Annotated in this window: 31 protein-coding genes; 22 read left to right on the top strand and 9 right to left on the bottom strand. The window is 67.3% G+C overall.

The features are described 5' to 3' along the window. Positions 1-2 precede the first annotated feature (2 nt). From LLS1_RS09460 to LLS1_RS09450, 3 genes are all read right to left on the bottom strand, one after another. The gene (locus tag LLS1_RS09460) at positions 3-1,337 is read right to left on the bottom strand and encodes an RNA polymerase sigma factor (protein ID WP_223356942.1); all 1,335 of its coding nucleotides are present in this window, start codon (positions 1,335-1,337) and stop codon (positions 3-5) included. A gap of 241 nt (positions 1,338-1,578) precedes the next feature. Then, positions 1,579-2,919 carry a nitrate/nitrite transporter gene (locus tag LLS1_RS09455; RefSeq protein WP_226655028.1) on the bottom strand — a complete coding sequence of 447 codons (1,341 nt, stop codon included), beginning with the start codon at positions 2,917-2,919 and terminating at the stop codon, positions 1,579-1,581. Between the two features lie 30 nt (positions 2,920-2,949). Beyond that, on the bottom strand, positions 2,950-3,879 hold the full coding sequence (locus LLS1_RS09450; protein WP_226655026.1) for a proteasome assembly chaperone family protein: 930 nt from the start codon (positions 3,877-3,879) through the stop codon (positions 2,950-2,952). A gap of 104 nt (positions 3,880-3,983) precedes the next feature. Here LLS1_RS09450 and LLS1_RS09445 point away from each other — a divergent pair, with 104 nt between their 5' ends. The 3 genes from LLS1_RS09445 (at position 3,984) to sucB (ending at position 8,519) form a co-directional block, all read left to right on the top strand. Beyond that, entirely contained in the window at positions 3,984-5,471 is a 1,488-nt protein-coding gene (locus tag LLS1_RS09445) for a leucyl aminopeptidase (protein WP_226655024.1), read from the top strand. Positions 5,472-5,574: 103 nt separating this feature from the next. Continuing rightward, on the top strand, positions 5,575-6,948 hold the full coding sequence (lpdA, locus tag LLS1_RS09440; protein WP_226655022.1) for a dihydrolipoyl dehydrogenase: 1,374 nt from the start codon (positions 5,575-5,577) through the stop codon (positions 6,946-6,948). A gap of 68 nt (positions 6,949-7,016) precedes the next feature. After that, positions 7,017-8,519 (top strand): 2-oxoglutarate dehydrogenase, E2 component, dihydrolipoamide succinyltransferase, encoded by a 1,503-nt coding sequence (gene sucB / locus LLS1_RS09435; RefSeq protein WP_226655021.1) that lies wholly within the window; start codon positions 7,017-7,019, stop codon positions 8,517-8,519. A gap of 6 nt (positions 8,520-8,525) precedes the next feature. Here sucB and LLS1_RS09430 read toward each other — a convergent pair whose 3' ends face one another. Continuing rightward, positions 8,526-10,043: a hypothetical protein gene (locus LLS1_RS09430; RefSeq protein WP_226655019.1), complete on the bottom strand. Its 1,518-nt coding sequence runs from the start codon at positions 10,041-10,043 to the stop codon at positions 8,526-8,528. 138 nt (positions 10,044-10,181) lie between these two features. Between LLS1_RS09430 and lipB the strand changes: the two genes are divergently transcribed. The 3 genes from lipB to LLS1_RS09415 are packed head-to-tail and all read left to right on the top strand — an operon-like array spanning position 10,182 to position 12,614. Next, positions 10,182-10,880 (top strand): lipoyl(octanoyl) transferase LipB, encoded by a 699-nt coding sequence (gene lipB / locus LLS1_RS09425; protein WP_226655018.1) that lies wholly within the window; start codon positions 10,182-10,184, stop codon positions 10,878-10,880. Further along, on the top strand, positions 10,877-11,866 hold the full coding sequence (lipA, locus tag LLS1_RS09420; RefSeq protein WP_226655016.1) for a lipoyl synthase: 990 nt from the start codon (positions 10,877-10,879) through the stop codon (positions 11,864-11,866). The genes lipB and lipA overlap by 4 nt, the downstream gene beginning before the upstream one ends. A 49-nt stretch (positions 11,867-11,915) precedes the next feature. After that, positions 11,916-12,614: a DUF4191 domain-containing protein gene (locus LLS1_RS09415; protein WP_226655014.1), complete on the top strand. Its 699-nt coding sequence runs from the start codon at positions 11,916-11,918 to the stop codon at positions 12,612-12,614. Between the two features lie 77 nt (positions 12,615-12,691). Here LLS1_RS09415 and LLS1_RS09410 read toward each other — a convergent pair whose 3' ends face one another. Next, entirely contained in the window at positions 12,692-13,117 is a 426-nt protein-coding gene (locus LLS1_RS09410) for an RDD family protein (protein ID WP_226655012.1), read from the bottom strand. Between the two features lie 137 nt (positions 13,118-13,254). Here LLS1_RS09410 and glnA point away from each other — a divergent pair, with 137 nt between their 5' ends. Further along, a complete protein-coding gene (gene glnA / locus LLS1_RS09405; RefSeq protein ID WP_223356963.1) occupies positions 13,255-14,679 on the top strand; it encodes a type I glutamate--ammonia ligase in 1,425 nt (474 codons plus the stop codon). 16 nt (positions 14,680-14,695) lie between these two features. On the opposite strand, the gene LLS1_RS09400 is transcribed toward glnA, so the two are convergent. Together LLS1_RS09400 and LLS1_RS09395 are read right to left on the bottom strand one after the other, a co-directional pair. After that, a complete protein-coding gene (locus LLS1_RS09400; protein WP_226655011.1) occupies positions 14,696-15,805 on the bottom strand; it encodes a site-specific integrase in 1,110 nt (369 codons plus the stop codon). Continuing rightward, the gene (locus tag LLS1_RS09395; protein WP_226655009.1) at positions 15,783-16,469 is read right to left on the bottom strand and encodes a helix-turn-helix transcriptional regulator; all 687 of its coding nucleotides are present in this window, start codon (positions 16,467-16,469) and stop codon (positions 15,783-15,785) included. Before LLS1_RS09395 ends, LLS1_RS09400 begins: the two co-directional genes overlap by 23 nt. 99 nt (positions 16,470-16,568) lie before the next feature. Here LLS1_RS09395 and LLS1_RS09390 point away from each other — a divergent pair, with 99 nt between their 5' ends. The 12 genes from LLS1_RS09390 (at position 16,569) to LLS1_RS09335 (ending at position 22,190) form a co-directional block, all read left to right on the top strand. Next, a complete protein-coding gene (locus tag LLS1_RS09390; RefSeq protein ID WP_226655008.1) occupies positions 16,569-16,763 on the top strand; it encodes an AlpA family transcriptional regulator in 195 nt (64 codons plus the stop codon). Positions 16,764-17,058: 295 nt separating this feature from the next. Next, positions 17,059-17,652 (top strand): hypothetical protein, encoded by a 594-nt coding sequence (locus LLS1_RS09385; RefSeq protein ID WP_226655006.1) that lies wholly within the window; start codon positions 17,059-17,061, stop codon positions 17,650-17,652. A 14-nt stretch (positions 17,653-17,666) separates the two neighbouring features. After that, entirely contained in the window at positions 17,667-17,852 is a 186-nt protein-coding gene (locus LLS1_RS09380; protein ID WP_226655005.1) for a hypothetical protein, read from the top strand. Continuing rightward, positions 17,845-18,309 carry a hypothetical protein gene (locus LLS1_RS09375; protein WP_226655003.1) on the top strand — a complete coding sequence of 155 codons (465 nt, stop codon included), beginning with the start codon at positions 17,845-17,847 and terminating at the stop codon, positions 18,307-18,309. Before LLS1_RS09380 ends, LLS1_RS09375 begins: the two co-directional genes overlap by 8 nt. Beyond that, complete coding sequence (locus LLS1_RS09370; protein ID WP_226655001.1) at positions 18,306-18,476, top strand: hypothetical protein; 171 nt, start codon at positions 18,306-18,308, stop codon at positions 18,474-18,476. The genes LLS1_RS09375 and LLS1_RS09370 overlap by 4 nt, the downstream gene beginning before the upstream one ends. Further along, positions 18,473-19,195: a hypothetical protein gene (locus LLS1_RS09365; RefSeq protein WP_226654999.1), complete on the top strand. Its 723-nt coding sequence runs from the start codon at positions 18,473-18,475 to the stop codon at positions 19,193-19,195. The genes LLS1_RS09370 and LLS1_RS09365 overlap by 4 nt, the downstream gene beginning before the upstream one ends. Next, positions 19,195-19,440: a hypothetical protein gene (locus LLS1_RS09360; protein WP_226654997.1), complete on the top strand. Its 246-nt coding sequence runs from the start codon at positions 19,195-19,197 to the stop codon at positions 19,438-19,440. Before LLS1_RS09365 ends, LLS1_RS09360 begins: the two co-directional genes overlap by 1 nt. A gap of 2 nt (positions 19,441-19,442) precedes the next feature. Further along, positions 19,443-19,634, top strand: a complete 192-nt coding sequence (locus tag LLS1_RS09355; protein WP_226654995.1) for a hypothetical protein — start codon at positions 19,443-19,445, stop codon at positions 19,632-19,634. A 2-nt stretch (positions 19,635-19,636) separates the two neighbouring features. Next, entirely contained in the window at positions 19,637-20,413 is a 777-nt protein-coding gene (locus LLS1_RS09350; protein ID WP_226654994.1) for a helix-turn-helix domain-containing protein, read from the top strand. Next, positions 20,410-20,760, top strand: a complete 351-nt coding sequence (locus tag LLS1_RS09345; protein WP_226654993.1) for a hypothetical protein — start codon at positions 20,410-20,412, stop codon at positions 20,758-20,760. The genes LLS1_RS09350 and LLS1_RS09345 overlap by 4 nt, the downstream gene beginning before the upstream one ends. Next, a complete protein-coding gene (locus LLS1_RS09340) occupies positions 20,700-21,944 on the top strand; it encodes an AAA family ATPase (RefSeq protein WP_226654992.1) in 1,245 nt (414 codons plus the stop codon). The genes LLS1_RS09345 and LLS1_RS09340 overlap by 61 nt, the downstream gene beginning before the upstream one ends. Positions 21,945-21,956: 12 nt before the next feature. Further along, positions 21,957-22,190: a hypothetical protein gene (locus LLS1_RS09335; RefSeq protein WP_226654991.1), complete on the top strand. Its 234-nt coding sequence runs from the start codon at positions 21,957-21,959 to the stop codon at positions 22,188-22,190. A gap of 296 nt (positions 22,191-22,486) precedes the next feature. Here LLS1_RS09335 and LLS1_RS09330 read toward each other — a convergent pair whose 3' ends face one another. Then, on the bottom strand, positions 22,487-23,068 hold the full coding sequence (locus LLS1_RS09330; protein ID WP_226654989.1) for a hypothetical protein: 582 nt from the start codon (positions 23,066-23,068) through the stop codon (positions 22,487-22,489). 27 nt (positions 23,069-23,095) lie between these two features. Here LLS1_RS09330 and LLS1_RS09325 point away from each other — a divergent pair, with 27 nt between their 5' ends. From LLS1_RS09325 to LLS1_RS09315, 3 genes are all read left to right on the top strand, one after another. Further along, on the top strand, positions 23,096-23,758 hold the full coding sequence (locus LLS1_RS09325) for a hypothetical protein (RefSeq protein WP_226654987.1): 663 nt from the start codon (positions 23,096-23,098) through the stop codon (positions 23,756-23,758). A 136-nt stretch (positions 23,759-23,894) separates the two neighbouring features. After that, positions 23,895-24,098: a helix-turn-helix domain-containing protein gene (locus LLS1_RS09320; protein WP_226654985.1), complete on the top strand. Its 204-nt coding sequence runs from the start codon at positions 23,895-23,897 to the stop codon at positions 24,096-24,098. Between the two features lie 459 nt (positions 24,099-24,557). Next, entirely contained in the window at positions 24,558-25,256 is a 699-nt protein-coding gene (locus LLS1_RS09315) for a hypothetical protein (protein ID WP_226654983.1), read from the top strand. Positions 25,257-25,289: 33 nt separating this feature from the next. Here the strand turns inward: LLS1_RS09315 and LLS1_RS09310 are convergent, their stop codons facing one another. Continuing rightward, the gene (locus LLS1_RS09310) at positions 25,290-25,667 is read right to left on the bottom strand and encodes a DUF2510 domain-containing protein (protein ID WP_226654982.1); all 378 of its coding nucleotides are present in this window, start codon (positions 25,665-25,667) and stop codon (positions 25,290-25,292) included. Positions 25,668-25,678: the final 11 nt, after the last annotated feature.

Genomic DNA, 25,678 nt, shown 5'->3' with positions numbered 1-25,678 from the left:
GTTTACTCGAGGTAGTCGCGCAGCGACTGCGAGCGTGACGGGTGGCGCAGCTTCGCCATCGTCTTCGACTCGATCTGGCGGATGCGCTCGCGCGTCACGCCGAAGGTGTCGCCGATCTGGTCGAGCGTCTTCGGCATGCCGTCGCCCAGGCCGAAGCGCATGCGGATCACGCCCGCCTCACGCTCCGAGAGCGAGTCGAGCAGGCTCTCCAACTGCTTCTGCAGCATGGTGAAGCCCACCGCGTCCGCCGGGACGACCGCCTCGGTGTCCTCGATCAGGTCGCCGAACTCGCTGTCGCCGTCCTCGCCGAGAGGGGTGTGCAGCGAGATCGGCTCGCGACCGTACTTCTGCACCTCGATGACCTTCTCGGGGGTCATGTCGAGTTCCTTCGACAGCTCCTCGGGGGTGGGCTCGCGGCCCAGGTCCTGCAGCATCTGGCGCTGCACGCGGGCGAGCTTGTTGATGACCTCGACCATGTGCACCGGAATGCGGATGGTGCGGGCCTGGTCCGCCATCGCGCGCGTGATCGCCTGGCGGATCCACCAGGTCGCGTACGTGGAGAACTTGAAGCCCTTGGTGTAGTCGAACTTCTCGACGGCGCGGATGAGACCGAGGTTGCCCTCCTGGATCAGGTCCAGGAACTGCATGCCGCGGCCGGTGTAGCGCTTGGCGAGGCTGACCACGAGGCGCAGGTTGGCGCCGAGCAGGTGGCTCTTGGCGCGCTGTCCGTCCCGCGCGACCCACTTGAGCTCGCGCTCCAGCTCCTTGGTCATGCCCTGCGTGTTGGCGAGCTTGTCCTCGGCGAACAGGCCGGCCTCGATACGCATCGCGAGCTCGACCTCCTCCGCCGCGTTCAGCAGCGGGACCTTGCCGATCTGCTTGAGGTAGTCCTTGACCGGGTCGGCCGTCGCGCCGGTGATGGTCGTCGAGTAGACCGGGATGTCGTCGTCCTCGTCGACCGCGCGCAGCACCAGCGCATCGGTCGGCAACGGGGCGGCCGCGACGGCCGCCGCGGCGACGTCGGCCGCCTTCTGCGGTGCGTCGGCGTCGTCGGAGTCATCCGCGTCGTCCGAATCGCCGGTCGCGGCATCCGTGTCGTCGTCCGAGTCCTCGGCGTCGATCTCGACCTCGGCGTCGTCGTCGACCTCCTCGTCGTCGTCCTCGCCGGCCGCACGCCCCTTGGGCTTGCTCGCACCCTTCTTGGCCGCCGGCTTCGCAGCAGCGGTCTTCGTCGTCTTCTTCGTGGCGGCCTTGACCGCCGTCGCGCCCTCGGCGCCCGCCACCGTCTCCTCGACCGTGTCGGCCTCCGGGGCCTTCGTTGCTGCACGGGTTGCCATGTGAACACCTTTCAATACCAAGCGGGACCGGACTCCTCGCGGCTCCGTCGTGGCTCAGGGTTGCGTGCGGACATTACTAAGACCCATGTCAAGTCCTGGGAGGAACGTCGGGCATCGTCGAATGCTCCGACCCACAGAAAATGAACGGGTCCAGATACCAATTATTGCACGATTCACGCATGCCCCCGACCACGTCGGCCGTCGCGCACGGCCGGTCGCGCCTTCTTCCTCGGCCTCGCGGTCAGCGCGTCTCGCGACCGCTCCGCCTGCGCCATGCGTCGGAGAGTGAAACCCAGATCGGGGCCACTTCTATTCCCTCGTCCTCCTGCATCCGGCGGCGGGTGCGGCGGCGGGCGCGGACGAGGAGCGCGACTCCGACGCCGACGATCACGTATTGGATGGCGAACGCCCAACGGAACGCGTCGAGCGCATACAGGTCGGGGGCGCCGCCAGCGGCGACCCGGGCCCCGTTCTGCAGGTCCAGGGCGACGCCGATCAGGAACATCATCACGAAACTGGCCAGGAACCCGCCGACGTTGACGATCCCGTTCGCCGAGCCCAGCGAATGCAGCGGGTTGGACGTGCGGGCGAAGTCGAACCCGATGACGGAGCCCGGGCCGCCGATGCCGATCGCGATCAGGAGCACGACGAGCAGCCAGGCCGGCGGCACTCCCGGCCACAGGAGCACGACGGCCCACACGACGCCCATCATCCCGACGATTCCGAGCACCAGGTTGCTGCGGCGCAGGGGGAAGCGCGCGGTGAGGAGCCCGAGGACCGGTCCGGCGATGAGGCCCGTGACCACGGAGACGATGAGCAGCGCTGCCGCCTCGGCCGGATCGATGCCGAGGGCGAACACCATGAACGGCAGGCCCCACATCAGGCTGAACACGGTGCCGGAGGACTGGGTGACGAAATGCGACCAGAAGCCCAGCTGGGTGCCGGGACGGGCGAGGCTGACGCGCAGCTGCCGCAGCGACTCCGACCAGGTCGCCGGGCGCGGCCCCTCCGTCGAGCCGACGGGGCGGTCGGAGACTGCGACGGCGATCGCGATGAGCGCGAGCACCGACAGCGATGCGGCGGAGAGGAAGGCGGTCGTCCACCCGGCCTGGTGGAGGATGAGGGCGAAGGGGATGGCCGACAGCACCTGGCCCAGCTGGCCGATGTTGCCGATCCACTGCGACAGCTGCGGGACGATGCGGCCGCGGAACCACGAGTTGGTGAGGCGCATCACCGACGTGAACACGGTGGCGTCGCCCGCGCCGACGAGGATGCGACCCAGGATCGCGACCGCGATGCTCGGCGCGAAGGCGACCGCGATCTGCCCGGCGACCATGAGGGCCGTCCCGGTCAGCATCAGCCGACGAGACCCGATCCGGTCGATCAGCACGCCGACGGGGATCTGCATCGCCGCATAGACGATGAGCTGGACGACGGCCAGAGAGGAGAGGACCGACGCCGAGACGTGGAACCGCTCGGTGGCCGAGACGCCGGCGACGCCGATGCTGGTGCGCTGCATCACCGCCACGAGGTAGGCGAAGGCGCCGATCCCGAAGACGAACCAGGAGCGCCGCGAGTTCACCCCCCGAGTCTAGGCCCGGCGCCGCGTCGGCTAGCGGTCCGCGCGGCCGTTCTCCTCGTCTCCGTGCCGGCGGAACGCGAGGAAGTTCTCCAGCTCCGCGGCGATCTCGTCGGCGGACGGGAGCTCGCCATCGCGGTCGGTGAGCGGGGAACGCAGCTGGTTGTCCTCCATGTACGTGTCGTGCCGCTCCTCCAGCGTTCCGACGAGCTTCGCGAGCTCGGCGTTGCCGGCGACCTGCTCGTCGATGTTGGCGATGAAGTCGCGATCCTCCTGGCGGAGCCGGTCGCTGGGGAAGATGAGGCCCGTGGCCGCGCTGATCGAGTCGAGCCCGGCGATCGCCGCGGCGGGGTATTCGGTGTCCGCGAGGTAGTGCGGGATAAGGAGGACGAATCCCGCGATCGGATACGACCGCTCCTGCAGGCGGTACTCCAGCAGGTGGAGCGCGTTGCCGGGCACCTGCGTCTGCGGCTTCCACACCGACATCGCCTCGATGAGCTCGGAGCGGTTGCCGCTGACCGTGACGCCGATCGGCCGTGTGTGCGGCACCGGCATCGGGATGGCGTGCACCCAGGTCACGCTACGCACCCGGTAGCGCTCGATGAGTCCGAGCACGGCCTCCGTGAACGCCTCCCACCGGAAGTCGGGCTCGAAGCCCGAGAGGAGGAGGAACGGCTGGCGCAGCTCGTCATACGCGAGGTAGAGCTTGAGCGTGGCCGGCTGGTAGTCGGCCAGGTGGTCCTGGTCGAAGTAGATGAGCGGCCGCCGGGCGCGGTAGTCGAGCAGGATGTCCGCGTCGAAGGTCGCGACGACCGTGCTGTCCAGCGTGCCGAGCAGATACGTGCCGAGCTGGCTCACGCCGGCGCCCGCGTCGGCGAAGCCGGTCAGGCCCGCGACGAGCGGAAGCCCCTCCGGGACCTCGACGGCCGGGTTGAGCTCGAACAGATCAGCGGGGTGTCGCATGCATCAACTCTAGGCCGACCGGATGGCGGCGGACGCTGCCTGCGGCGGCCTCGCAGCACGCCCACAGCGAACAGCCGGTCGGCCGGGCGGGCTAGGGTCGGAGCATGACGGTTCCTGCTCTCGCGCTCGCCTCCGATTCCTCTTCTCTCACTCCCACCGACGTCGTGGTGGTCGGCGCCCGCGTCGCGCGCGACGAGATCACGGTGCTCTCGGGTGCCGATCGCGACGGCCTCGCCGCGCAGCTCGCCGCCGTCGGCTTCGGCGGCGGACGCGACGAGCTGGTGCGCCTCCCGGGCGCCGACGGCGGCCCGTCGATCGCCGTGATCGGGCTCGGCGACGAGCTCGACGAGGACGCCCTGCGGTATGCCGCCGGCAGCGCTGTGCGCCAGCTGGCGGGCGTCGAGCACGTCGCCGTCGACCTCCCGGCGTCGGACGACGCGCGCCTCGGTGCCGTGGCCGAGGGAGCCGCTCTCGGGTCGTACGCTTTCACCGAGTACCGCGAGAAGAGCAGCGCCAGGACACCGGTCGCCCGCATCACCGTCGTCGGGACACCGTCGACGGTCGTCGCGGACGACCTGCTGGCCCGCGCCGCCGCCGTCGCCGGCGCCGCCGCGCTGGTGAAGGACCTCGTCAACACTCCCCCGCTCGACCTCTACCCCGAGACGTTCGCCGACCGCGCGCAGGAGGCCGCGGCCGGGCTCCCGGTCGAGGTCACGGTCTGGGACGAGGCCGCGCTGGCCGAGGGCGGCTTCGGCGGCATCCTGGGCGTCGGTCAGGGCTCGACCCGCCCACCGCGGCTGGTGAAGGTCGACTACGCCCCCGCCGGAGCCGCGCGTCACCTCGCCCTCGTCGGCAAGGGCATCACCTTCGACTCGGGCGGCCTCTCTTTGAAGCCCGCGTCCGGCATGGTCGGCATGAAGTACGACATGACGGGCGCCGCCACCGTGCTCGCCGTGGCCCTGGCGGCCGCGCGCCTCGCCCTGCCCATCCGCGTCTCCGCGTGGCTGTGCCTCGCCGAGAACATGCCGTCGGGCTCCGCCATCCGACCGAACGACGTGCTGCGCATCCGCGACGGCCGCACGGTCGAGGTGCTCAACACCGACGCCGAGGGTCGGCTCGTGCTCGCCGACGGGCTCGCCGCAGCGAGCGAGGAGCACCCGGACGCGATCGTCGACGTCGCCACCCTCACCGGTGCCGCCATGGTCGCGCTGGGCACCCGCTACGCCGCGGTCATGGGCTCCGACGGGCTCGTCGACGACGTGCTCTCCGCCGCTCGCGCCAGCGGCGAGCTGCTCTGGCCGATGCCGCTCGCGGGCGAGCTGCGCGCGACGATCAACTCGGACGTCGCCGACATCGCCAACGCCAACCCGGGCGTCACCGCGGGCGGGATGCTGCTCGCCGGCGTGTTCCTGCAGGAGTTCGTCGGACGCACCGGCGACGACGACGACGCTCCGCGCATCCCGTGGGCGCACCTCGACATCGCGGGACCCGCGAAGGGACCCGCGTCGCCCTACGGATTCACGGGCAAGGGACCGTCCGCCGTCAGCGTACGTGCGCTCCTGCGTTTGGCCGAGGACATTTCGCGGAAGTAGTAGGGTCGTATGGGCGAGAAGATCTCGCCCGTCAACGCCTGCCCGGAGTCACCCCTCGGGGCAGGTTCGTGTCACGAATCCTGATGCGCGAGGGAGTAACTGGGTGTCTGAGCAGAACTTTGACATTGTGGTGCTCGGCGGTGGGAGTGGAGGCTACGCAGCAGCGCTGCGTGCGGCCGAGCTCGGTTTCACCGTGGGCATGATCGAGAAGGACAAGGTCGGCGGCACCTGCCTGCACCGCGGCTGCATCCCGACCAAGGCGCTGCTGCACGCGGCCGAGGTCGCGGACTACTCCCGCGAGTCGGCGAAGTACGGCATCATCACCCAGCTCCAGGGCGTCGACATCAACGGGGTGACGGAGTATCGCCAGGGCATCATCGCGAAGAAGTACAAGGGCCTGCAGGGCCTCGTGAAGGCCCGCGGCATCACCGTCATCGAGGGCGAGGGCCGCCTCACCTCGTCGACGACCGTGCAGGTCGGCGACGACACCATCGTCGGCAAGCACGTCGTGCTCGCCACCGGCTCCTACTCGCGCAGCCTCCCCGGACTCGAGATCGGCGGGCGGGTGATCACCAGCGAGCAGGCGCTCGAGCTCGACTTCGTCCCCAAGAAGGTCGCCGTGCTCGGCGGCGGCGTCATCGGCGTCGAGTTCGCCAGCGTCTGGAAGTCGTTCGGCGCCGAGGTCACCATCATCGAGGCCCTTCCGCACCTCGTCCCGAACGAGGACGAGTCGATCAGCAAGTCGCTCGAGCGCGCGTTCCGCCGCCGCGGCATCGACTACCGGCTGGGCGTGCGCTTCTCCGGCGTCACCCAGAACGAGAGCGGCGTCGTCGTCTCGCTCGAGAACGGCGACACCGTGGAGGCCGAGCTGCTGCTCGTCGCCGTCGGCCGTGGCCCGCAGACTGCCGGTCTCGGCTACGAAGAGGTCGGCGTCTCGATGGACCGGGGCTTCGTCCTCACCGACGAGCGCCTGCAGACCAACATCCCCGGCGTGTACGCCGTCGGCGACATCGTCCCCGGCCTGCAGCTCGCGCACCGCGGCTTCCAGCAGGGCATTTTCGTCGCGGAGGAGATCGCGGGTCTGAACCCGATCGTCGTCCCCGACGTCAACATCCCCAAGGTCACCTACTGCGACCCCGAGGTCGCCTCCATCGGCCTCAGCGAGGCCAAGGCGGTCGAGCAGTACGGTGCGGACAAGGTCAGCAGCTACGACTACAGCCTGGCCGGCAACGGCAAGAGCGAGATCATCGGCACCAGCGGCACGGTCAAGGTCGTTCGCGTGAACGACGGCCCCGTCGTCGGCGTGCACATGATCGGCGCGCGCGTCGGCGAGCTCATCGGCGAAGCCCAGCTCGCCGTCAACTGGGAGGCGTACCCGGAGGACATCGCCCCGTTCATCCACGCGCACCCCACCCAGAACGAGTCGCTCGGCGAGGCCTTCCTGTACCTCGCGGGCAAGCCGCTGCACACCCTCTAAGTCCGCCGCTGCCGCGAACGCGGCTGCAATAAGCTACTGAACGATCAGGTTTTGAAGGAGAGAAGCTCATGAGCGAATCCGTCAGCCTCCCGGCACTCGGCGAGAGTGTCACGGAAGGCACGGTCACCCGCTGGCTGAAGAATGTTGGCGACCGTGTCGAGGTGGACGAGCCCCTGCTCGAAGTCTCGACCGACAAGGTCGACACCGAGATCCCGTCGCCGGTCGCCGGCGTCATCGAGGCGATCCTGGTGCAGGAGGACGAGACCGTCGAGGTTGGCACCGCGCTCGTGACCATCGGCGACGGCTCCGGCGCGGGTTCCGAGGCTCCGGCCGCTCCCGCCGAGGCCGCTCCAGCCGAGGCTCCGGCTCCGGCCGCGGAGGCCCCCGCTGCCGCGCCGGCTCCCGCCGCTGAGGCACCGGCTCCGGCCGCCGCGCCGGCACCCGCCGCTGCACCGGCACCCGCCGCTGAAGCACCGGCCCCGGCCGCCGCGCCGGCACCCGCCGCTGCACCGGCACCCGCCGCTGAAGCCCCGGCCCCGGCTGCCGCGCCGGCACCCGCCGCTGCGGCACCGGCCCCGGCTGCCGCGCCTGCCCCGGCCGCCGCGCCGGCCGCCGCCGCCGCGCCGGCACCCGCCGCTGCCGAAGCCCCCGCGTCGGGCGGCGCACACGCCGGCAACGCCGGCTACGTGACCCCGATCGTGCGCAAGCTCGCCAACGAGCAGGGCGTCGACCTCTCGACCGTGACCGGCACCGGTGTCGGCGGCCGCATCCGCAAGGAGGACATCCTCTCTGCCGCGCAGCCCGCCGCTGCGGCTCCGGTCGCGTCGGCCGCCCCGGCTGAGGTCGAGGTGTCGCCCCTGCGCGGCACGACCCAGCCGATGTCTCGCCTGCGCAAGGTCGTCGCCGAGCGTGCCGTCATCTCGATGCAGTCGACGGCGCAGCTCACCTCGGTCGTCGAGGTGGACGTGACCAAGGTCGCCGCGTTCCGCGACAAGGTCAAGGGCGACTTCCTCGCCAAGACCGGCGTGAAGCTCTCCTTCCTGCCGTTCTTCGCCCTCGCGGCCGCTGAGGCGCTGAAGACCTACCCCGTCATCAACGCCACCGTCGACGGCGACAACATCGTGTACCCGGACCACGAGAACATCTCGATCGCGGTGGACACCGAGCGCGGCCTGCTGACCCCCGTGGTCAAAGACGCCTCGTCGCTCGACCTCGCCGGTCTGGCGAAGGAGATCGCCGACCTGGCCGAGCGCACCCGCGACAACCGCCTCAAGCCCGATGAGCTGGCCGGTGGCACGTTCACGCTGACCAACACGGGTTCGCGTGGCGCGCTGTTCGACACCCCGGTCGTCTTCCTCCCGCAGGTCGCGATCCTGGGCACGGGCATCGTCACGAAGAAGCCGGTCGTCATCACGGCGGACGGCACCGAGTCGATCGCCATCCGCTCCACGGTGTACCTGGCCCTCTCGTACGACCACCGCATCGTGGACGGCGCCGACGCGGCCCGCTTCCTGGTCGCCGTGAAGAACCGCCTCGAAGGCGGCGACTTCCAGGGCAGCCTCGGGATCTGATCCCTCTCACGAGTACACCGCTCGTATCCGCCAACCGGCCTCGTTCCTCAGCAGCAGGAGCGAGGCCGGTTCGCTGTCCGCCCCACTCGCGGCATCCGGCACGATCCGCACGAGCGCGGCATCCCCCCAGCGCTGTGTCACCTCGGCGCTCGCGCCCGCGGCACGAGGGTCACCCCGCGCCGACAGCGCCGCGAGCGCCGCCTCTGCCGGGTCGTCACGAGACGGCACCCCACCGGCCTCGTGCTCTTCGGCGGCCTCCGGCGTCGTCACGCACGACGGTCCGGACACACCATCGGGTGACGCAGGGCCGGGCGACAGGGCATCCGGCTTCGCGCCCTCTGTCCCCGCGTCACTGTTCGTCCCGGCATTTCCCGTCAGCTCGAAGAGGTCGACCTCGCCGCATCCCCTCGCGCCGGACCGCGGGTCACCTGACGCTGCCGGCCGTGGTGTCGGCGACGACGTGGCCGGACGCGGATCACGCGAGGACGACGCCGAAGGCGCGGTCGCCACCGCCACGGGAGCGTCCCGGGCCGGGCCCTGTTCCTCGAACGGCGGCGCCGCCGCCACGACCAGTACGCCGGTGACCACGGGCGCACCGATCGCGAGGACGAGCTTCGGCCGACGCCGGACCATCGACACCACCGCCGTCCGCACCGCCCCGAACGGGTCCCCGTCCAGGACCACATCCCACCGGGCGCTCCGCCGCCGCTTCGCACCCGCCGCCGACCGCCGACCGCGCGATCCGGTCTCGACGCGAGCGGCGGCATGCGCCCTGGTGCCCATACCGGCGCCCACACCCGCTCGCACCCTCGAACCGTCGGCCGCGCCACCAGCAGTCAATCGCATCGCCACCGGGGGCGCCACCGTCAGCAGCTCCTCCCGTAGCCCGCCTCCGCCGAGCGCCATGACCCGCTCCACCCGGGCGAGCAGGGCACGTCCGCTGCCGTCGGCGACGGCGGACGCCATCTGCCGTACCAGGCGCAGGAACGCCTCCGCGTCGCGCGTGGCGCTCTCCTGCGTCAGCGGCCCTACGCCCCAGAGCCCACTGAGCACCGGGCAGCCGTCCGCACGGAACCGGATCCGCTCCCCGCTCGGCTCGAGCCCGCCGAAGCCCGCCCGGTGAGCGGCCTGCAGCACGTCGAACACGGCCAGGAGCACGGTGATGGCCTCGCCGAGGCTCAGCGGTCCTGCGTGCACGCGCGAGCGGAGGCTGCCCGCCGGCAGATGCTCGTCGAGGCGACTGCAGATCGGGTTCCCCCGCACCTGACGCTGGGGCAGCCCCGTCACCGTTGCGAGATGCTCCGATACGATCGCGTGCCGCGCCTCGGCGTCCGGGAAACCCATCCCGCTGCGTACGCAGAGCACCATGCTGCGCGCCAGCTCGCCGCCGTGCACGACCACGGCGTACTCCTCCGCCGTGGACCGCAGCACCTCGCGCCGCTCGACCCCCATGCACGCCGCGATCGCCGCCGCCTGCTTGCCCACGTCCGACGCATGCCGCGCCGACCCTCGCTGATCTGACATGCCCCCATCCCACCGGCCGCTCGCCCGCTCCGGCACGACGATCGCAGATCCGTGGACTTCGCGCCGTCGCCCACCGGCTGTGGAGGAGATCCACCCCAGACGGCCATTTTTTAGACTGAGTACATATATGCTGTCCCGGTGACCAGCTACGACGCGACCGCACTCGACACCGGCTTCGTTCCCTACGACGAGGCCCTGCTCCACCAGCGCTCCCTGCACGCGGCCGTGGCCGCCGGACGCGCTCCGGACACCGTGCTGCTGCTCGAGCACGCCCCGGTCTACACGGCCGGCAGACGCACCGAGGCGGACGAGCGCCCGGTCGACGAGACGCCGGTCGTCGACGTCGACCGCGGCGGCAAGATCACGTGGCACGGTCCCGGCCAGCTGGTCGGCTACCCGGTGCTCCGACTGCCCGACCCGATCGATGTCGTGGGATACGTGCGGCAGCTCGAGGCGCTTCTGATCGATGTGCTGGCGGGCGTCGGCGTACGGGGCGAGCGGGTCGACGGGCGCTCGGGTGTGTGGATGCGCGGCGACGGACGCGACGAGAAGATCGCGGCGATCGGCATCCGCGTCGCCGACGGCGTCACGATGCACGGCTTCGCACTGAACTGCTCGAACGATCTCGAACCGTACGAGGGCATCGTCGCCTGCGGCATCCGCGACGCCGGCGTCACGACGGTCTCGCGCGTCCTCGGCCGGACCGTCACACCCCGCGACATCGCGCCCCTCGTCGTCGAGGCCTTCGACCGCCACGTCGCCACCGCAAGCACGCCCCGCCCCGCCGGCAGGGGCACCGCGGGCACGCCCGTCCTCCCGGCCGGAGCCGCCGCGTGAGCGCCGCGCCCGACGGCCGCCGCATGCTGCGGCTCGAAGTCCGCAATGCCCAGACCCCGATCGAGCGCAAGCCGGAGTGGATCAAGACCCGCGCGAAGATGGGGCCGGAGTACCGCCAGCTGCACGCGCTCGTGAAGACGGAGGAACTCCACACGGTCTGCCAGGAGGCCGGCTGCCCGAACATCTACGAGTGCTGGGAGGACCGCGAGGCCACCTTCCTCATCGGCGGGTCGCAGTGCACGCGACGCTGCGACTTCTGCCAGATCGACACCGGTAAGCCCGCCGAGTTCGACCGCGACGAGCCGCGCCGCGTCGCCGAGTCCGTCGCGCGCATGGGGTTGCGCTACTCCACCGTGACCGGCGTCGCGCGCGACGACCTGGAGGACGAAGGCGCCTGGCTCTATGCGGAGACCATCCGCGAGATCCACCGGCAGAGCCCCGGGACCGGCGTGGAGATCCTGGTGCCGGACTTCACCGGGCGCCCGCACCTCCTGGGCGAGGTGTTCTCCGCCGAGCCGGAGGTGTTCGCCCACAACGTGGAGACGGTGCCGCGCATCTTCAAGCGCATCCGGCCCGCGTTCCGTTACGAGCGCTCGCTCGACGTGCTGACCCAGGGCCGGAACGCCGGGCTCATCACCAAGTCGAACCTCATCCTCGGGATGGGCGAGGAGCGTTCCGAGATCAGTCAGGCCCTGCGCGACCTCCACGACGCGGGCACGGACATCATCACGATCACCCAGTACCTCCGGCCGAGCCCGCGCCACCTGCCCGTGGCCCGTTGGGTGCATCCGGACGAGTTCGTCGAGCTGAAGGCGGAGGCGGAGGCCATCGGGTTCCTCGGCGTGCTCGCCGGCCCCCTGGTGCGCTCGTCCTACCGCGCCGGGCGCCTCTGGGCGCAGTCGATGCAGGCGAAGGGTCGTCCCGTCCCGCCCGACCTGCAGCATCTCGCCGACGCGTCGCTGGGGTTCGCGCAGGCCGTCTCCTGACCGCGAACGGCGTCTGCCGAAGGCTGTGCGGGACGGTATCCTTATCGGTATGGCACGCAAGGACAAGTCCAGCAAGGAGCCCGGTCGGCTGAAGCAGATGTGGCAGGTCTTCCAGATGACCCGCCGCTACGACGACCGCGCGCTGCTCTACATCATCCTGGGCTTCGTCCTCCCGATCGTCGCGGGCGTGCTCCTCGCGATCTTCCTCTCCGGCGGCAACGTCTTCACGATGGTCCTCTGGATCATCGCGGGCGTCTTCGGCGGCGTGCTGGCGGCGCTCATCATCCTCGGCCGCCGCGCCGAGCGTGCCGCCTACTCGCAGATCGAGGGACAGCCCGGTGCGGTCGGCGCCGTTCTGCGCAGCTCGCTCAAGCGCAGCTGGCGCGGTTCGGAGATGCCGGTCGCCGTCAACAGCAAGACGCAGGACGCGGTCTACCGTGCCACGGGCCGCGGTGGCGTCGTGCTCATCAGCGAGGGCCCGAAGACGCGCACCCAGCGCATGGTCGACGAGGAGCGCCGCAAGGTGACCCGCGTGCTCCCCAACGTCCCCGTCACCGTCATCAGCGTGGGCCCGGACAGCGACGCCGTACCGCTGCACCGCGTGCCGCGCACCCTCGCCAAGATCAAGCCCACCCTGACCAAGGCGGAGGTCCTCGCGATCAGCAACCGCCTGCAGTCGCTCGAGAACGCGCTCCCCATCCCGAAGGGCATCGACCCGATGAAGGTCCGCGCACAGCGCGCCCGCTGAGTCGTCTCATGAGAGAACGCGCCGCCCCTCGGGACGGCGCGTTCTTGCGTTGCGGGACCCTGCGGGGTTCCCAGCGCTCAGCCGCGCAGCAGCACGGTGCCGGCGATCTTGTCGTGGAACCCGCGCTGGTCCGAGTCCCACACGAGCGCGGGGATGACGATGCACAGGAGCGCGGTGCGGACGATCGGACGCCAGACACCCACCCATCCCCCACGGACCGGGACGAGACGCAGCCCGAAGATCCGGTGCCCGATACTGCCGCCGATGGTCGGGATGAAGACGATCTGCATGAGGGCGAAGATGCCGATGTTCGCCCAGCCGTCGTAGTGGAAGAACGCGAACGAGAGGAACGAGGCGATCGCCCAGTCGATCACGATCGCCCCGAGGCGGCGGCCGAAACGTGCCACCGAGCGCGGTCCGACCTCCGGGAGTCCGAGGCGTTCACCGGGATAGCGGCTGGGGGCGATGTCGCCGGAGCGGTTCGGGACGGGGTTCTGTGGCACCCGTCGAGTTTACCCGGGGCCGGTACGCGTAACATGCCGGAAACATTTGCGTCACCCCGGGGAAACGGCCTCCCCCTACCGTGGGTGTGGGACTGCACGCGCAGTCCGGTCACCGCAAGCCATTGGGAGTCCTCCGTATGTTCCGTGATTCTTCCGAGGTGCTCAAGTTCATCAAGGACACCGACGTCAAGTTCCTTGATATCCGCTTCACCGACCTGCCCGGTGTGCAGCAGCACTTCAACATTCCCGCTTCGACCGTCGACGAGGAGTTCTTCTCGGTCGGTCAGCTCTTCGACGGCTCCTCGATCCGCGGCTTCGCGTCGATCCACGAGTCGGACATGCAGCTCATCCCAGACGTGTCGACCGCTTACATCGACCCGTTCCGTGTCGAGCGCACCCTGATCATGGTCTTCGACATCTACAACCCGCGCAACGGCGAGATCTACGCGAAGGACCCGCGCCAGGTCGCCAAGAAGGCGGAGAAGTACCTCGCCTCCACCGGCATCGCGGACACCGCGTTCTTCGCCCCCGAGGCGGAGTTCTACATCTTCGACGACGTGCGCTACGAGGTCAACCAGCACTCGTCCTTCTACTCGGTGGACTCCGAGGAGGGCGCCTGGAACACCGGTCGCGTCGAAGAGGGCGGCAACCTCGCCAACAAGACCCCGTACAAGGGCGGCTACTTCCCGGTCAGCCCGGTCGACAAGCAGGCCGACCTGCGCGACGACATCTCGCTCAAGCTCATCGACGCCGGACTCATCCTGGAGCGCGCGCACCACGAGGTGGGCACCGGCGGCCAGGCCGAGATCAACTACCGCTTCGACACCATGGTCGCGGCCGCGGACGACATCCTCAAGTTCAAGTACATCGTGAAGAACACGGCGGAGCAGTGGGGCAAGGTCGCGACCTTCATGCCGAAGCCGCTCTTCGGCGACAACGGCTCGGGCATGCACACCCACCAGTCGCTGTGGAACGACGGCAAGCCGCTGTTCTACGACGAGTCGGGCTACGGCGGCCTCTCCGACATCGCCCGCTGGTACATCGGCGGCCTGCTCAAGCACGCCCCCGCGGTTCTCGCCTTCACAAACCCGACGGTGAACTCGTTCCACCGCCTGGTCCCCGGCTTCGAGGCCCCGGTCAACCTCGTCTACTCGGCCGGCAACCGCTCCGCCTCGATCCGCATCCCGATCACGGGCACCAACCCGAAGGCCAAGCGCATCGAGTTCCGCGCGCCGGACGCGTCGGGCAACCCGTACCTCGCCTTCGCCGCCCAGCTCATGGCCGGCCTCGACGGCATCAAGAACCGCATCGAGCCGCACGAGCCGGTCGACAAGGACCTCTACGAGCTCCCGCCGGAGGAGGCCAAGAACATTCCCCAGGTCCCCGGCACCCTCGCCGAGGCCCTCGACGCGCTCGAGGCCGACCACGACTTCCTCACCGCGGGCGGCGTGTTCACCCCGGAGCTCATCGAGACCTGGATCGAGTACAAGCGCGAGAAGGAGATCAAGCCTCTCGCGCAGCGTCCGCACCCGTTCGAGTACGAGCTGTACTTCGGGGTGTAGCGATCTGACCAGTGTTTTACTGGGCTGACGCCTCGTCAGTCCGCAAAGAGTCCGCACGAGTTGCAGGACGGTCCGCGAAAACGGCCGAAACCGCAGCTCGTGCGGACTCGTCTGTGTCCGGCCACAAATGCCCGTAGGTGTCGAGCGTCGTCTTCGCAGACGCGTGCCGCATCCGCGCCTGGACGGTCTTCACGTCGAGACCGGCGTGGATCAGAAGCGATGCGAAGTAGTGCCGCAGATCGTGGATCCGGAAGCCCTCCGGCAGCCCCTCGACGGTCGCGCGCGCGGCGCGGAACGCTGTCTCGATCGTGTAAGGCGCGACGGGCCGACCGTACGCACCTACGACGAGCGTGCTACTCCCCCACGTCGCCGGCACCCGGTTAAGCTCGAGCGCGAGCTCGTGCGCGATCGGAATCGGCTTCTTCGACATCTCGGTCTTCAGCGGTTCGGCCGGGTACTGGATGGCCGGCGAGATGATGCCACGCATGAAGTCGACGTCGGAGACGCGCAGCACGGCGATCTCAGCGACCCGGAGCCCTGCGAAGGCACCGAGCAGGACGACAGGCCGGAAGTGGTCCGGGAGAGCGTCGTGGAGTGCCCAGACCTGCGCGGTGGTCGCGACGTAGGGTCGCTGCTTGCCCGCGCCCGGTGAGGTGCGCCGACTCACGGGCGACTTCGGCACAATGCCGTCGTGCACGGCGTCGGTGTACAGCTGCGCCAGGCGCCGATGGAGCGCGTACACGAACGAGTCAGCGAGCCCCTCGGCCTTGAGCTCGGCCATCCAGCTGCGCACCTCTGACGGGCGGATGCTGGCGAGCGAGCGATCTCCAAACTTCGCGACGATGCGGTTGATATGGACGCGCGCGCTCTTCACCGTCGACGTCCGGTTGGTTGCGTACCCGGCAAGCCAGGTCTCACACCACTCGGTTACGGTGGTCTTTGCGGTTTTGGGGCTGACATAGGTCCCGGTCATGACGGACGTCGTCACGGTGTCGAGCCAGTGCTGCGCCGAGTTCAGCGGGTCGTTCGGATTGTCTTTGAATTTGAAGTGCCGAGCATGCTCCTTGCCGTTGGCATCGCGATAGCGAGCTCGCCAGGCTCCGTTAGGGCGCTTCTTGATGCTCATCCTGCACCTCCGCGAACAGCTCAAGCACCTCGCGATCGAAGACCTCCGTCGGGACTTCAGTTCGATCGTGGAGGTGCAAGCTGATGTCCGAGTAGGCCCATGTGATGATCTCGGCGTACAGGTCCATCACTCGGCTTGATTTGAAGGGCTCGACAAACTGCGCCACGTGATTTCGCCACTCCATATACATGGTGCGCACTCGGTCGACGGGCTCCGAATTGGTGCTCAGCAACTCGTCGATCATCTCAAAGGTGGAAGGATTGACGGTCAAATGTGCGTGAGACCCATAGGGGAACTTGTCGTCAAGTGACTGCGCCGTGAGGAGACGCACCCTCATCAGTTCCTGCCCTGCCGACCAGAAGGCCTCTACGCCCTTCGAGAGCGAGTCGTATTCCCACCGCAGGCTCGTCGACTCCTCTGACTCGACGAGCTCCTCGACGCGGTAATCGAGCAGACGGGCGATGGCTAGAGCCTCGGCAAGGCGCAAGACGCGGGTCCCGCTCTCAATTCGAGCGACTGTCGTTTGGTGGAATCCACCTACACCCATGCTGGTGAGGCGCGCCGCGAGCTCGGACTGGGACAGCCCAGCGCGCTCGCGCGCGAGCTTGACGTTACGCGCTATGGACGCATCGACCTTGGCAGTGAAGTCAGGATTTTCAACCACAACCCCACTCTCCCACATGATGGCATTGACAGCCAACACATCCCGACATATGCTGACTCGTGTTCGGCACTGAACACACGACGAAGGAAGGGGGCAACCGTGGAAACACTGATTGTTCTTATCACCCTCCGCGAGACCGCCGAGCGGCTGCGGAAGAGCGAGGCGCAACTGCGCTGGATGGTTCACACCAAGACTGCCCCGCCGTCCGCGCTCATCGGAGGTCGCCGCATGTTCAAGGCTGCGGACGTGGACGCTTGGATCGAAGCGCAGTTCAAAAAGGAGGCCGCCGCCTAGCCGACGCGGCCAGTCTTAACTTCTCGCCGACTTTGCGGGCGGTACTTGTCGCGCCCTGAGACAGGGTGCGCACACAACTACATACGGTTCGTGACCTGAACACGCCCCCGACGAACAGGGAGGTGGACAGTAAGGGCCCGCACAGCGGGGTGAGGCGCCGGAAACCCCGAAGACCACGAGCCGATCTGAATGCGGAATGCCCCGGTCTGTCCGGTAAGCCCGCGAATATCCCAATCCAGCAAAAAGGCGGCCTCCGGTGCAACGGAAACCGCCTTCAACTCCAAGGAGGAGCAAGATGAACACACCCATTCTGGCCGAGCCCGTCGATCTGGGCAAGTACGGTTTGACGGATTTGCGAGCCCCGCTCGTGGCAACGCTGTACACCGACCTGGATGCCAGCGAGGGCTACGGCCCCGACTTCTACTATCGGAAGCTCACCCCGCCGGACCCGGAGCTGTCGGCGATCTTCGTGTGCAACGAGGCGGTCGGCGACATCAACGACGCCTGGTACGTGTACTGCAACCAGCAGATCGAGTACGACGACGCGGCCGGTGCGGAGAAGCACGCCGCGGCGCTGCTGAAGGCGGCCGAGCAGGCACGGATCTTGAACGCGAGCGGACGCGTTGTCGAGGTCGAGGACCACTCCACGCACGAGGTCGGCGATGTTGTGATCCTGACCCAGCAGACGGACTTCACCGGGTACTCGGACGTTCGCGTCAGAAAGACGCCGGCAGACCACCTCGAGGGCCGCGGACCCGGATTCACGTGGGGCGACGACCCCGCAGTGGATCCCCAGTGGTTCCACCATGAGCTGATCGGTCGCTTCACCGTCATCGCATCCACGTTCGGACCGCGCGTGAACCGCTTCGTACTTGAGGAGCTGATCTAGTGCAGAAGACATGCGTGGCGTTGACCACGACCAGCAGCAACGAGTGCCGCAAGCCCGTTGTGCCAGACGCAGGAATCGCGCTCTGCGCTCTTCACCTGCTTCTCGCTGCCCGCGAGGCCGACGCCATCGGCCAAGACAACCTCGTCCAGATCGTGAAGACGGACGCCGAACTCACATCCAAGGAGACCCGCAATGCCTGACTTCGAGAACCTTCGCCTGTTCACCCTGACCGTCCGGTACCCCGCCGAGGCCTACCTCGACCGCATGTGGTGCACCGCCTGCAGCGAGCCCGTGATCGAAGACGCGGACGGGAATCTGGTCCACCAGTATGACGGCACCATCCTCGACAACGTCGAAGATGAGACCTACAACGAGCTCAACCGCGACTGGGAGCCCGAGGGGTGGCTTTCGGACCCGGATGACCGCGCCGCGTGGGTGGAGCGGTTCGGTGACGAGAAGTTCTTCTGGCCGAAGGCCGACAAGGTCTATTTCACGAAGGGGACAGCCCGGTCGCGGGCACGTCTGCTCGAGTCCTACGGGGCGAAGGTCGACATCGTCGAGTCGGAGCCGGTGATCTGGTTGACCCCGGAGCGCATCCAGCAGAATCGGATCGCCGAGCTCGAAGCCGAGCTGGCCAGCCTGCGCAGCGTCTCGTGAACAGGCGCCGCACTATCACCGTGGTCTTCGTCGTCGCGGTGCTCGTCACCTTCGCCGCTGCCCTCGCGGGGCAGCGGTACCTCATGAACCTGGGGGCGGTGGTCGCGATCGTTGTCGCGGCCATCGCCGCCCTGGGTACCTTCAACTACTCCGTGGAGGAGAAATGACGATCATCGATGCGGCGCCGGACGTGCGCCCAAACAGTGACGGATTCACGCCCATCCCGAACTCGCATATCGCGAGCGATGAAGAACGAGGGGTCGCGAAGCAGTACGCCGCCTGGACCACCAAGTACAAGTTCACCAACACCGAGGTGTATTACGAGGAGTCCGAGACTGGCGAGCCCTACCGTTTCGCCGGCGGCGTGCAGATGAGTTACGGGACGAAGACATTCATCATCTTCCTGAAGCGCGGCGCGACCGAGATCGACTTGTCCATTCTGCACATCGTGGTCGACGACGTGAAGGCGGGTCTCGAGAAGCGCTACCCGTGGAGCTCCGTGGAGAGCAAGAAGCACCCCGGAACCGAGTTCCGGTCGCTGACCCTCGGAACCGCGATGACGCCCGACCGGTTCGAGTCCATCCGCCCGTACAACCGGCGCTTCATCGTGAAATGCACCCAGGAGGGCTGTGCGGCCCCGTACCACCTCGTCGAGGAGGACGATCCAACCGCGGTCTTCGTACTCCACAAGGGCACCGAGAAGATCGAAGGCGCCGGCTACGAGATCCGACTGTCGAAGTACGCAGACGAACCGTGGAAGGTTTCCATCAGCGGGCGCGGCCACGACGACCTCTACCTGCATCCGACGGTCGCGGCATCGTTCGTGAACGACGTCGCCTGGCTCGCTGCTGAGGCCCGCCGCCTCAACATCAAGTTGGGGTTCTGATGCCCAAGACCCTCATCACCAGCCGTGACCTCGACGTAGTGACTCAGCTACCGGGCAACCGCCGCAAGCGCCTCGGGAGCATCACCGCCGACGACGCAAAGAAAGCGGCAGCCGCCGGTGGTGATCCGTACTGGTTCACGCTGGCCCGAGTTCTACCTGACTACGAGAACTTCGAGGCCGCCGCCCGGTCCGGCGCACTCAATGTCGCGGTCGTCGCCGACGACAACCTCCCGGAAGGAGCCTGATCATGACGAACAACAGCAAAGCGGACACCGCCCGCCTGTTCCTGTCGATGCTCGGAGAGGACCACCGCAAGGTCGCTCGCAGCGAGGAGACGTACGTGCCGCTCGCGGCCCGCGAGGGACTCCGCCCCGACGAGATCGCCGCCCTCTCCGGAACACCGATCGAGCGAGTCACACAGATCCTCTCGGAGGCGTAGACGTGGGGTTCAAGACCGTCGAGTGGGCGTACACGGTGGGAGGGCTGAGCGGACCGCAGAAGGCTGTTCTCGTGGCGCTGTGCTTTTGCCTGAACGAGCGCACTGGCAAGTGCTGCCCGTCCCAGCAGACGCTTGCGGCTATGACATGTCAGTCGAACTCCACGGTTGGACGTGCACTCGACGGTCTTGCAGATCTCGGTGTCATCGAGCGAGAGAGACGGACCGACAAACGCGGATACAGAACGACCGACAACTTTGCGATTGTGACCACCTACACGTCAGAGAGCCAAGTAGGCGCAGAGCCTAGTAGGCAGAGCGCCTACTTGGCAGAGAGCAAATCCCTACCTGTCACTCTGCAAATCCCTACCCGTCAGAGTGACGACGCAATAAGTGAACAGGAAGTAGAACAGGAAGTAGAACAGGAAGTTAATGCGCTCGTGCTCGTTGAGCTTCCACCGGCTTCGGCCTTCGCGGACTTCTACGCCGCCTGGCCGAAGAAGAAGAATCGGCCGGCCGCGGAGAAGGCGTGGGCCAAGGCGATCAAGCGCTCAAGCGCGGATGTCATCTGCGCCGCTGCCGTTGCGTACGCCCAGAACCCGCACCGCCCTCCGGTCCAGTTCATCCCTTACCCCGCGTCGTGGCTCAACGCCGACGGGTGGAACGACGAACTCGACGGTCCGCGGGGCCAGCGCGCTGCATCGAAGAACGACCAGAACCTTGCCCTGATCGCAGAGTTCCGCAGGCGAGAGGCATCTGCACCGAAAGAGATCACCCAATGATGACCGAAAGCGAAGTTGCGCAGTTGTTGGCGGTTGCTGCCACGTTCGACCGGTTCATGGTCGTGGACGAGTTGACCGTGAAGGCGTGGCGGGAAGTACTCGGGGACATCGAGTACGTGCAGGCTCAGAAAGCTGTCCTCGCGCACTTTCGGAGCTCATCCAAGCCGATAATGCCGGCAGATGTCCGGAGCGGCGCGAAGCCTGATCCGAACGCGTGGATGGCACGCACGGAGCGTGCACCGTGGCAGATGACCCCGGAGGAGCGTCTCGAGAAGTTCGGGCGCGCATGGGACGACGCGACGCTGCAGCTTGCGCGGTCGCGTGGACTGACGGAGGACGCCCTGTGACGGGGTCGGAGGCGGAGCGTAACCTTCTCGGCGCTGTGCTGTCGGACAACCGGCAGTTGCGAGAGATATTCGATCTGGTCTCTGGGCGTGACTTCGAGGATGGGCGCCTCGGGGATGTGTTCGAGCAGATCGTGCGTCGAGTGAGCGGTGGTGAACGAACCGACGCGGTCGTGGTCTCCGATGCGCTCGCCGAATGGGGTATCCGTGGCATCAATCACGCTGAGCCGTTCACCTGGGTCGGTGCTGACGTGTACCCGCATCTCGCGGCCGATTATGCCCGCGCTGTCCGAAACGATGCGGTCCGGCGCGGTGTCGAGAACACCGCCGAGGTAATGCGCCGCATGCTCTTCGAAAATCATCAGCCCGTCGACGCCGCATCCAAGGGTCTCGTGATGCTCACAGACCTAGTCGACGGAACATCATCGGGTCAGCTGCGGACGAAGCTGCTCAGCGAGGTGATGGAGGGAGACGACTCGTACGACTGGGTCATCGATGGTCTCCTCGAGCGCCGCGACCGCCTCGTCATCACCGGTGGTGAAGGCGCCGGCAAGACGACCTTCGTGCGGCAGCTCGCGCTCCTCTCGGCCGCGGGAATCCACCCGTTGTTCTTCCACCCGATTGAGCCCGTGAACGTGCTGGTGGTGGATGCGGAGAACACCGAGAAGCAGTGGCGTCGAGCTATCCGTCCTCTTGCTGGAGCAGCTGCTCAGATGGGGTCGGTGGACCCGCTGTCCGCGATCAACATGGTCGCCGGCACGCGGATCGATATCACCCAAGGATCACATCTGGGAGAGATTCACCGGCTCATCGACCAGCACGAACCCGACGTCGTCTTCATCGGCCCGCTGTACAAGCTCGTCACCGGCGCCATTACCAACGACGACGACGCCGCTCCGCTCATCGTCGCCCTCGATTCGCTCCGGGACCGGGGTGTTGCCCTCGTCATGGAGGCCCACGCCGGCCACGCCAAAGGCGTCGGCGGCGAGCGCGATCTCCGCCCACGAGGATCCGCCGCTCTCCTCGGCTGGCCCGAGTTCGGCTTCGGCCTACAAAAGCACGAAGAGGACGAACACCTCGCCCGCCTCGTCCGCTGGCGCGGCGACCGCGAAGAACGCGGATGGCCCGCCTACCTGCGCCACGGCATCACCTGGCCGTGGGTACCCGCGTCCGACATCGATCACTGAAAGGACCACCCGATGGCTACAGAAGACGAGGTGACACAGCTGGCGATCTTCACCGCCGCTCTCGACGCGCGCCGGTTCGGTGCGGAAATGAGTCCCGGAGTGTTCCGACCGACGTGGGAAGAGCGGGGCGACATCGGTCAAGCCGCCTACCTGGCAGACGCCGCGATCCAGTTCCGCGCGGTCGAACTCATTCAAACCGGACAGGCCACCCGCCTGCTCGACCTTGTCGGAGGTGAGAGCCGGTGACCCACTACGCCTCCAAGGAGCCGTTCCGCGCCAAGCATCGCCGTGTCTTCGGGCGGTTGTGGATGCGCATGACGTGCGGGACATGCGGTTCACGTTCATGGTGGCATCGCCCCTACCGCGCGTCTCTCTGGACAAACAAGCACGCCAAGACGAGCCCCACATGCTGGGTGATCACGAAGGGGACCAAACGATGACACCGGACGAGATCAAAGACCTGTGGTGCATGCGGTGCGACCGAGGCGCCGAAGGATGCACACACCCCCACCCGATGGACCAAAGCGCCGCACTGAGACCGCTCACTCCTGAAGAGAACTCGCTTCCTTCTCGAGGTCAGGCGCTGTGAGGAGAGGGTTGGACGCCCAGTCACCGATTCTCATGCGGATTCGTTGGGTTCGCTCGTTCACGAGCCGCGCGCGGAGGTTGTCCCGTTCGCTCATGGTTTCGCTCTCCTCATCCTCCACCAGCGAGTCAGGCAAGTCGCTCCACCGGTTGTTCAAGTCACTTATGGTGAGGGTGAAGAGCGCGCGTGCGCCAGGCACCGGACTCGTTAGCGTCGCTGCCTCCGCATCAGCTTTCGCATTGGCCCGCTCCACTTCGGCTGCGGACGGCGACTCATTCAACCGTCTGGTCATTGTGTGCTGGACCGAGAGCGCAAGTGAGACAAATCTGCTCAAGGCCGCCGCAGCCTCGCGCGCGGAGGCGCGTTGTTCCTCGGCAAGCCGCGCCTGGTCAGAACGACGAGCAATTCGGATCGCGAGGACGCTGGTGACGACGGCTGCAGCAGCCAGAAGCACTGTGGCGGTACCGACCAAAGCGGGAATCCAAATGCTTGCCCACCACTCGAAGTTGTCGTGCACGGGCGCGGCGACGAGATCCATGACTGAATCCTAGGAGAGGCGACGCTAATGAGTTTCACCACCGACCCACACGATGTCGAGACCGACGACCAGCGGGAGGAGCGCATCCAGCAGTGGCGCCTGTCACGTGCATTGCGGGATGCACCGGAGATCTTCGCGCACGTGCGAGCGCTCGCCATCTCCGGCAGAACCGAACGGGGCGACGAAGTACCGCACCTGGATTCCCCGCTGCGCATCACCGCCGAAGACGACATCGACGACCGGTACGCCCGCCTCAACGAGTGGGTGGACTACTTCGCCGCACAACTCACCATCGCACCGCCGGTCGTCCGCATTGCCGCCCGCCGGCACGACAACCAGGACATCCAAGGGTTCCGTGTCGGCGTCACCCCCGAAGGTGCATCAGTGCTCGTATCGCTACTCACCATGTGGTTGAACATCCATCACGAGCAGATCATCAACCATGATCAGTACCTGGCCTACCGGGAGGACGTGATCGAGTTCCTTGGCGAGCTCAGCGGGCGGTATCCCGTGGACCGTGGTCGCGAGAAGCCGGTTCTGCCTCGCCCGTGCCCCGCCTGCGGTCTGCCCGCCGTGCGCGCGGAGTGGTGGTCAGAGAACACCCACGACGTGAAGGTCGCATGTGAGCTCTGCGAGGAAGAGATACCCCGCAAGCACTACGCAAAGATCCTCGACTGGGTGGTCGGGTGACTGGCGAGGCGGGGATGTGCACATGCGGGCACTCGCTGTCCATGCACTGGTTCAGCTACGCGACGGGCAGCGCAACAGCCCCGTGCGAACACGCACGATGCAGTTGCCTCGACTATCAGCCGACCCTCGGCGCCGCATGAGCCCTGAGAACCGCACCGCCTACACCATCGACCAGGCTGCGATACGTGTAGGCCGAGACAAGCGCACGATCAAACGATGGCTCGCCGACGGCCTCGACCACCGCAAGATCGGCGGCCACGTGTACATCGGACACGACGCACTCCTCGCACGGTGGCGGAAGCAGATGAAGAACGACCCGAGCCGGACACGCCACACCTGACATCGACTCGATGTCACCCCTGGCTGATAGCATGGCGCTACGCAAGCGTGCACGCCGGGCGAGAACCGATCATCGGAACTCCGCCCGGCGTTCGCATTTGCACAAACCTGCCCGAACAGTCTCCGTATGGTGCGCGTGCCGATGCGACCCAGTCGCGCCAGGCTAGGGCTTTATCCGACCGGACCTATCGGGCATTCTCGACGAGATGCGCACCGGTCAGCAACCAGATGGTGTCTGTCGGACCTCGCCACTGGTGAAGAGTGAGACCGACTACAGCAGTTCCAAGCAAGGGTCTGCAGGCTGATATGCCAACCCAACCGTCGCACCGCCTGGGTGGGCCGGGCACATGTCTGTGGCGTTCCTCACCGCCTCGCCCGTCCACGTGTCGGTTATAGCCATGCGCCGGCCCATCCCAGTGCACCCGAGTATCCACGCGGAGCTCGGTGCTAACGTCTAGACATGTGGTACGAGCCCAGCAGTTGGCCCGTTCAAATCTGGGCGTCAATACTCGGCGCGCTTCTCGCCTTCATCCTCGGACTCGTCGCCGCAAGGATGGGACGCGCATCCGCGCGAAGCGATACCACCCGATTAGCTCGCGAAGAGTACGCGGCCTCACTCCTGAAGCGCGCACGCGAATGGGAGCCCTGGACTGAACCACCCCGCACCAAACGAGAACTCAAGCGGATCAGGTCAGACCTCTTCTTCGACAAGACCTACGACACACCACAACCAGCCCTCGAAATCCCCGACACGTTGATCCTCAGGGACCCATGGCTAACGCGACGAGTGATCGCCTGGTACCTATTCGAAGAACGTTGGCTCATGCGCAGTTTGGGTTACTACCCGACCACCGCCGCAGGAGGGGACTTCGCCGACATGGAGTGGTTCAGGAATGAAGTACCCACCCGAACAATTCTCGCTCGAATCGAGACCACGCTAAGAGCGTGGGCGTCAGGAGACCGTGCCAGGACCCGCCACCTCACCCGTCCGACCGCAGGAATGAAGCGCGGCATGGTCTTCGGCCTGCTATACCCGCTCTACATACTTGTGGCAATCATTTTCGTCGCCGACTTTGTCGGTAGAGCAAGGAAGCCGATGCTTACAAACAGCGACAACGATGCATCCACACGCACAGATGCAGGGCCAGGACGGAACTAGAAAGAACTGTAGAGCCGCCCGGGGCGCCCGGAATCAGCGTCGGTGCACGTTCCCGTACGCGTCTACATTCAGCACGACGATATCCTCAAGACGGTTGAGTGCACGGTAGATCACGTAGATCAGCCACAATCCCCCAGTGACGAGCACGAGGACCGTGTTCCAGAACCACCCCATGCGGCGCTGCCGCTTCACGACCGCTTGGTCGCCGTGCACGTAGTTCACCGTCCACCCCTGCGCCGCCCACGCGGCGACCGCGTTCCGCAGGTTCGCCTCCCGCTGCACGGACGACACGGTCGGCGGCAGCGTGGTCACGACGGCGGGCTGCTCGTAGTGGTCAGTCCACTGGTAGCCATCCCACCAGCGACGAGGGCCCGCCCCGTCGTCGTAGTAGCCAGGCTGTGCGTTGCTCATGCCGGGCAGCC

This window comes from Leifsonia sp. LS1 (assembly GCF_020521355.1).
Classification (GTDB): Bacteria; Actinomycetota; Actinomycetes; order Actinomycetales; family Microbacteriaceae; genus Leifsonia.
Note: the sequence above shows the minus strand (reverse complement) of the source record. Positions and strands in the feature narration are given on the sequence as shown.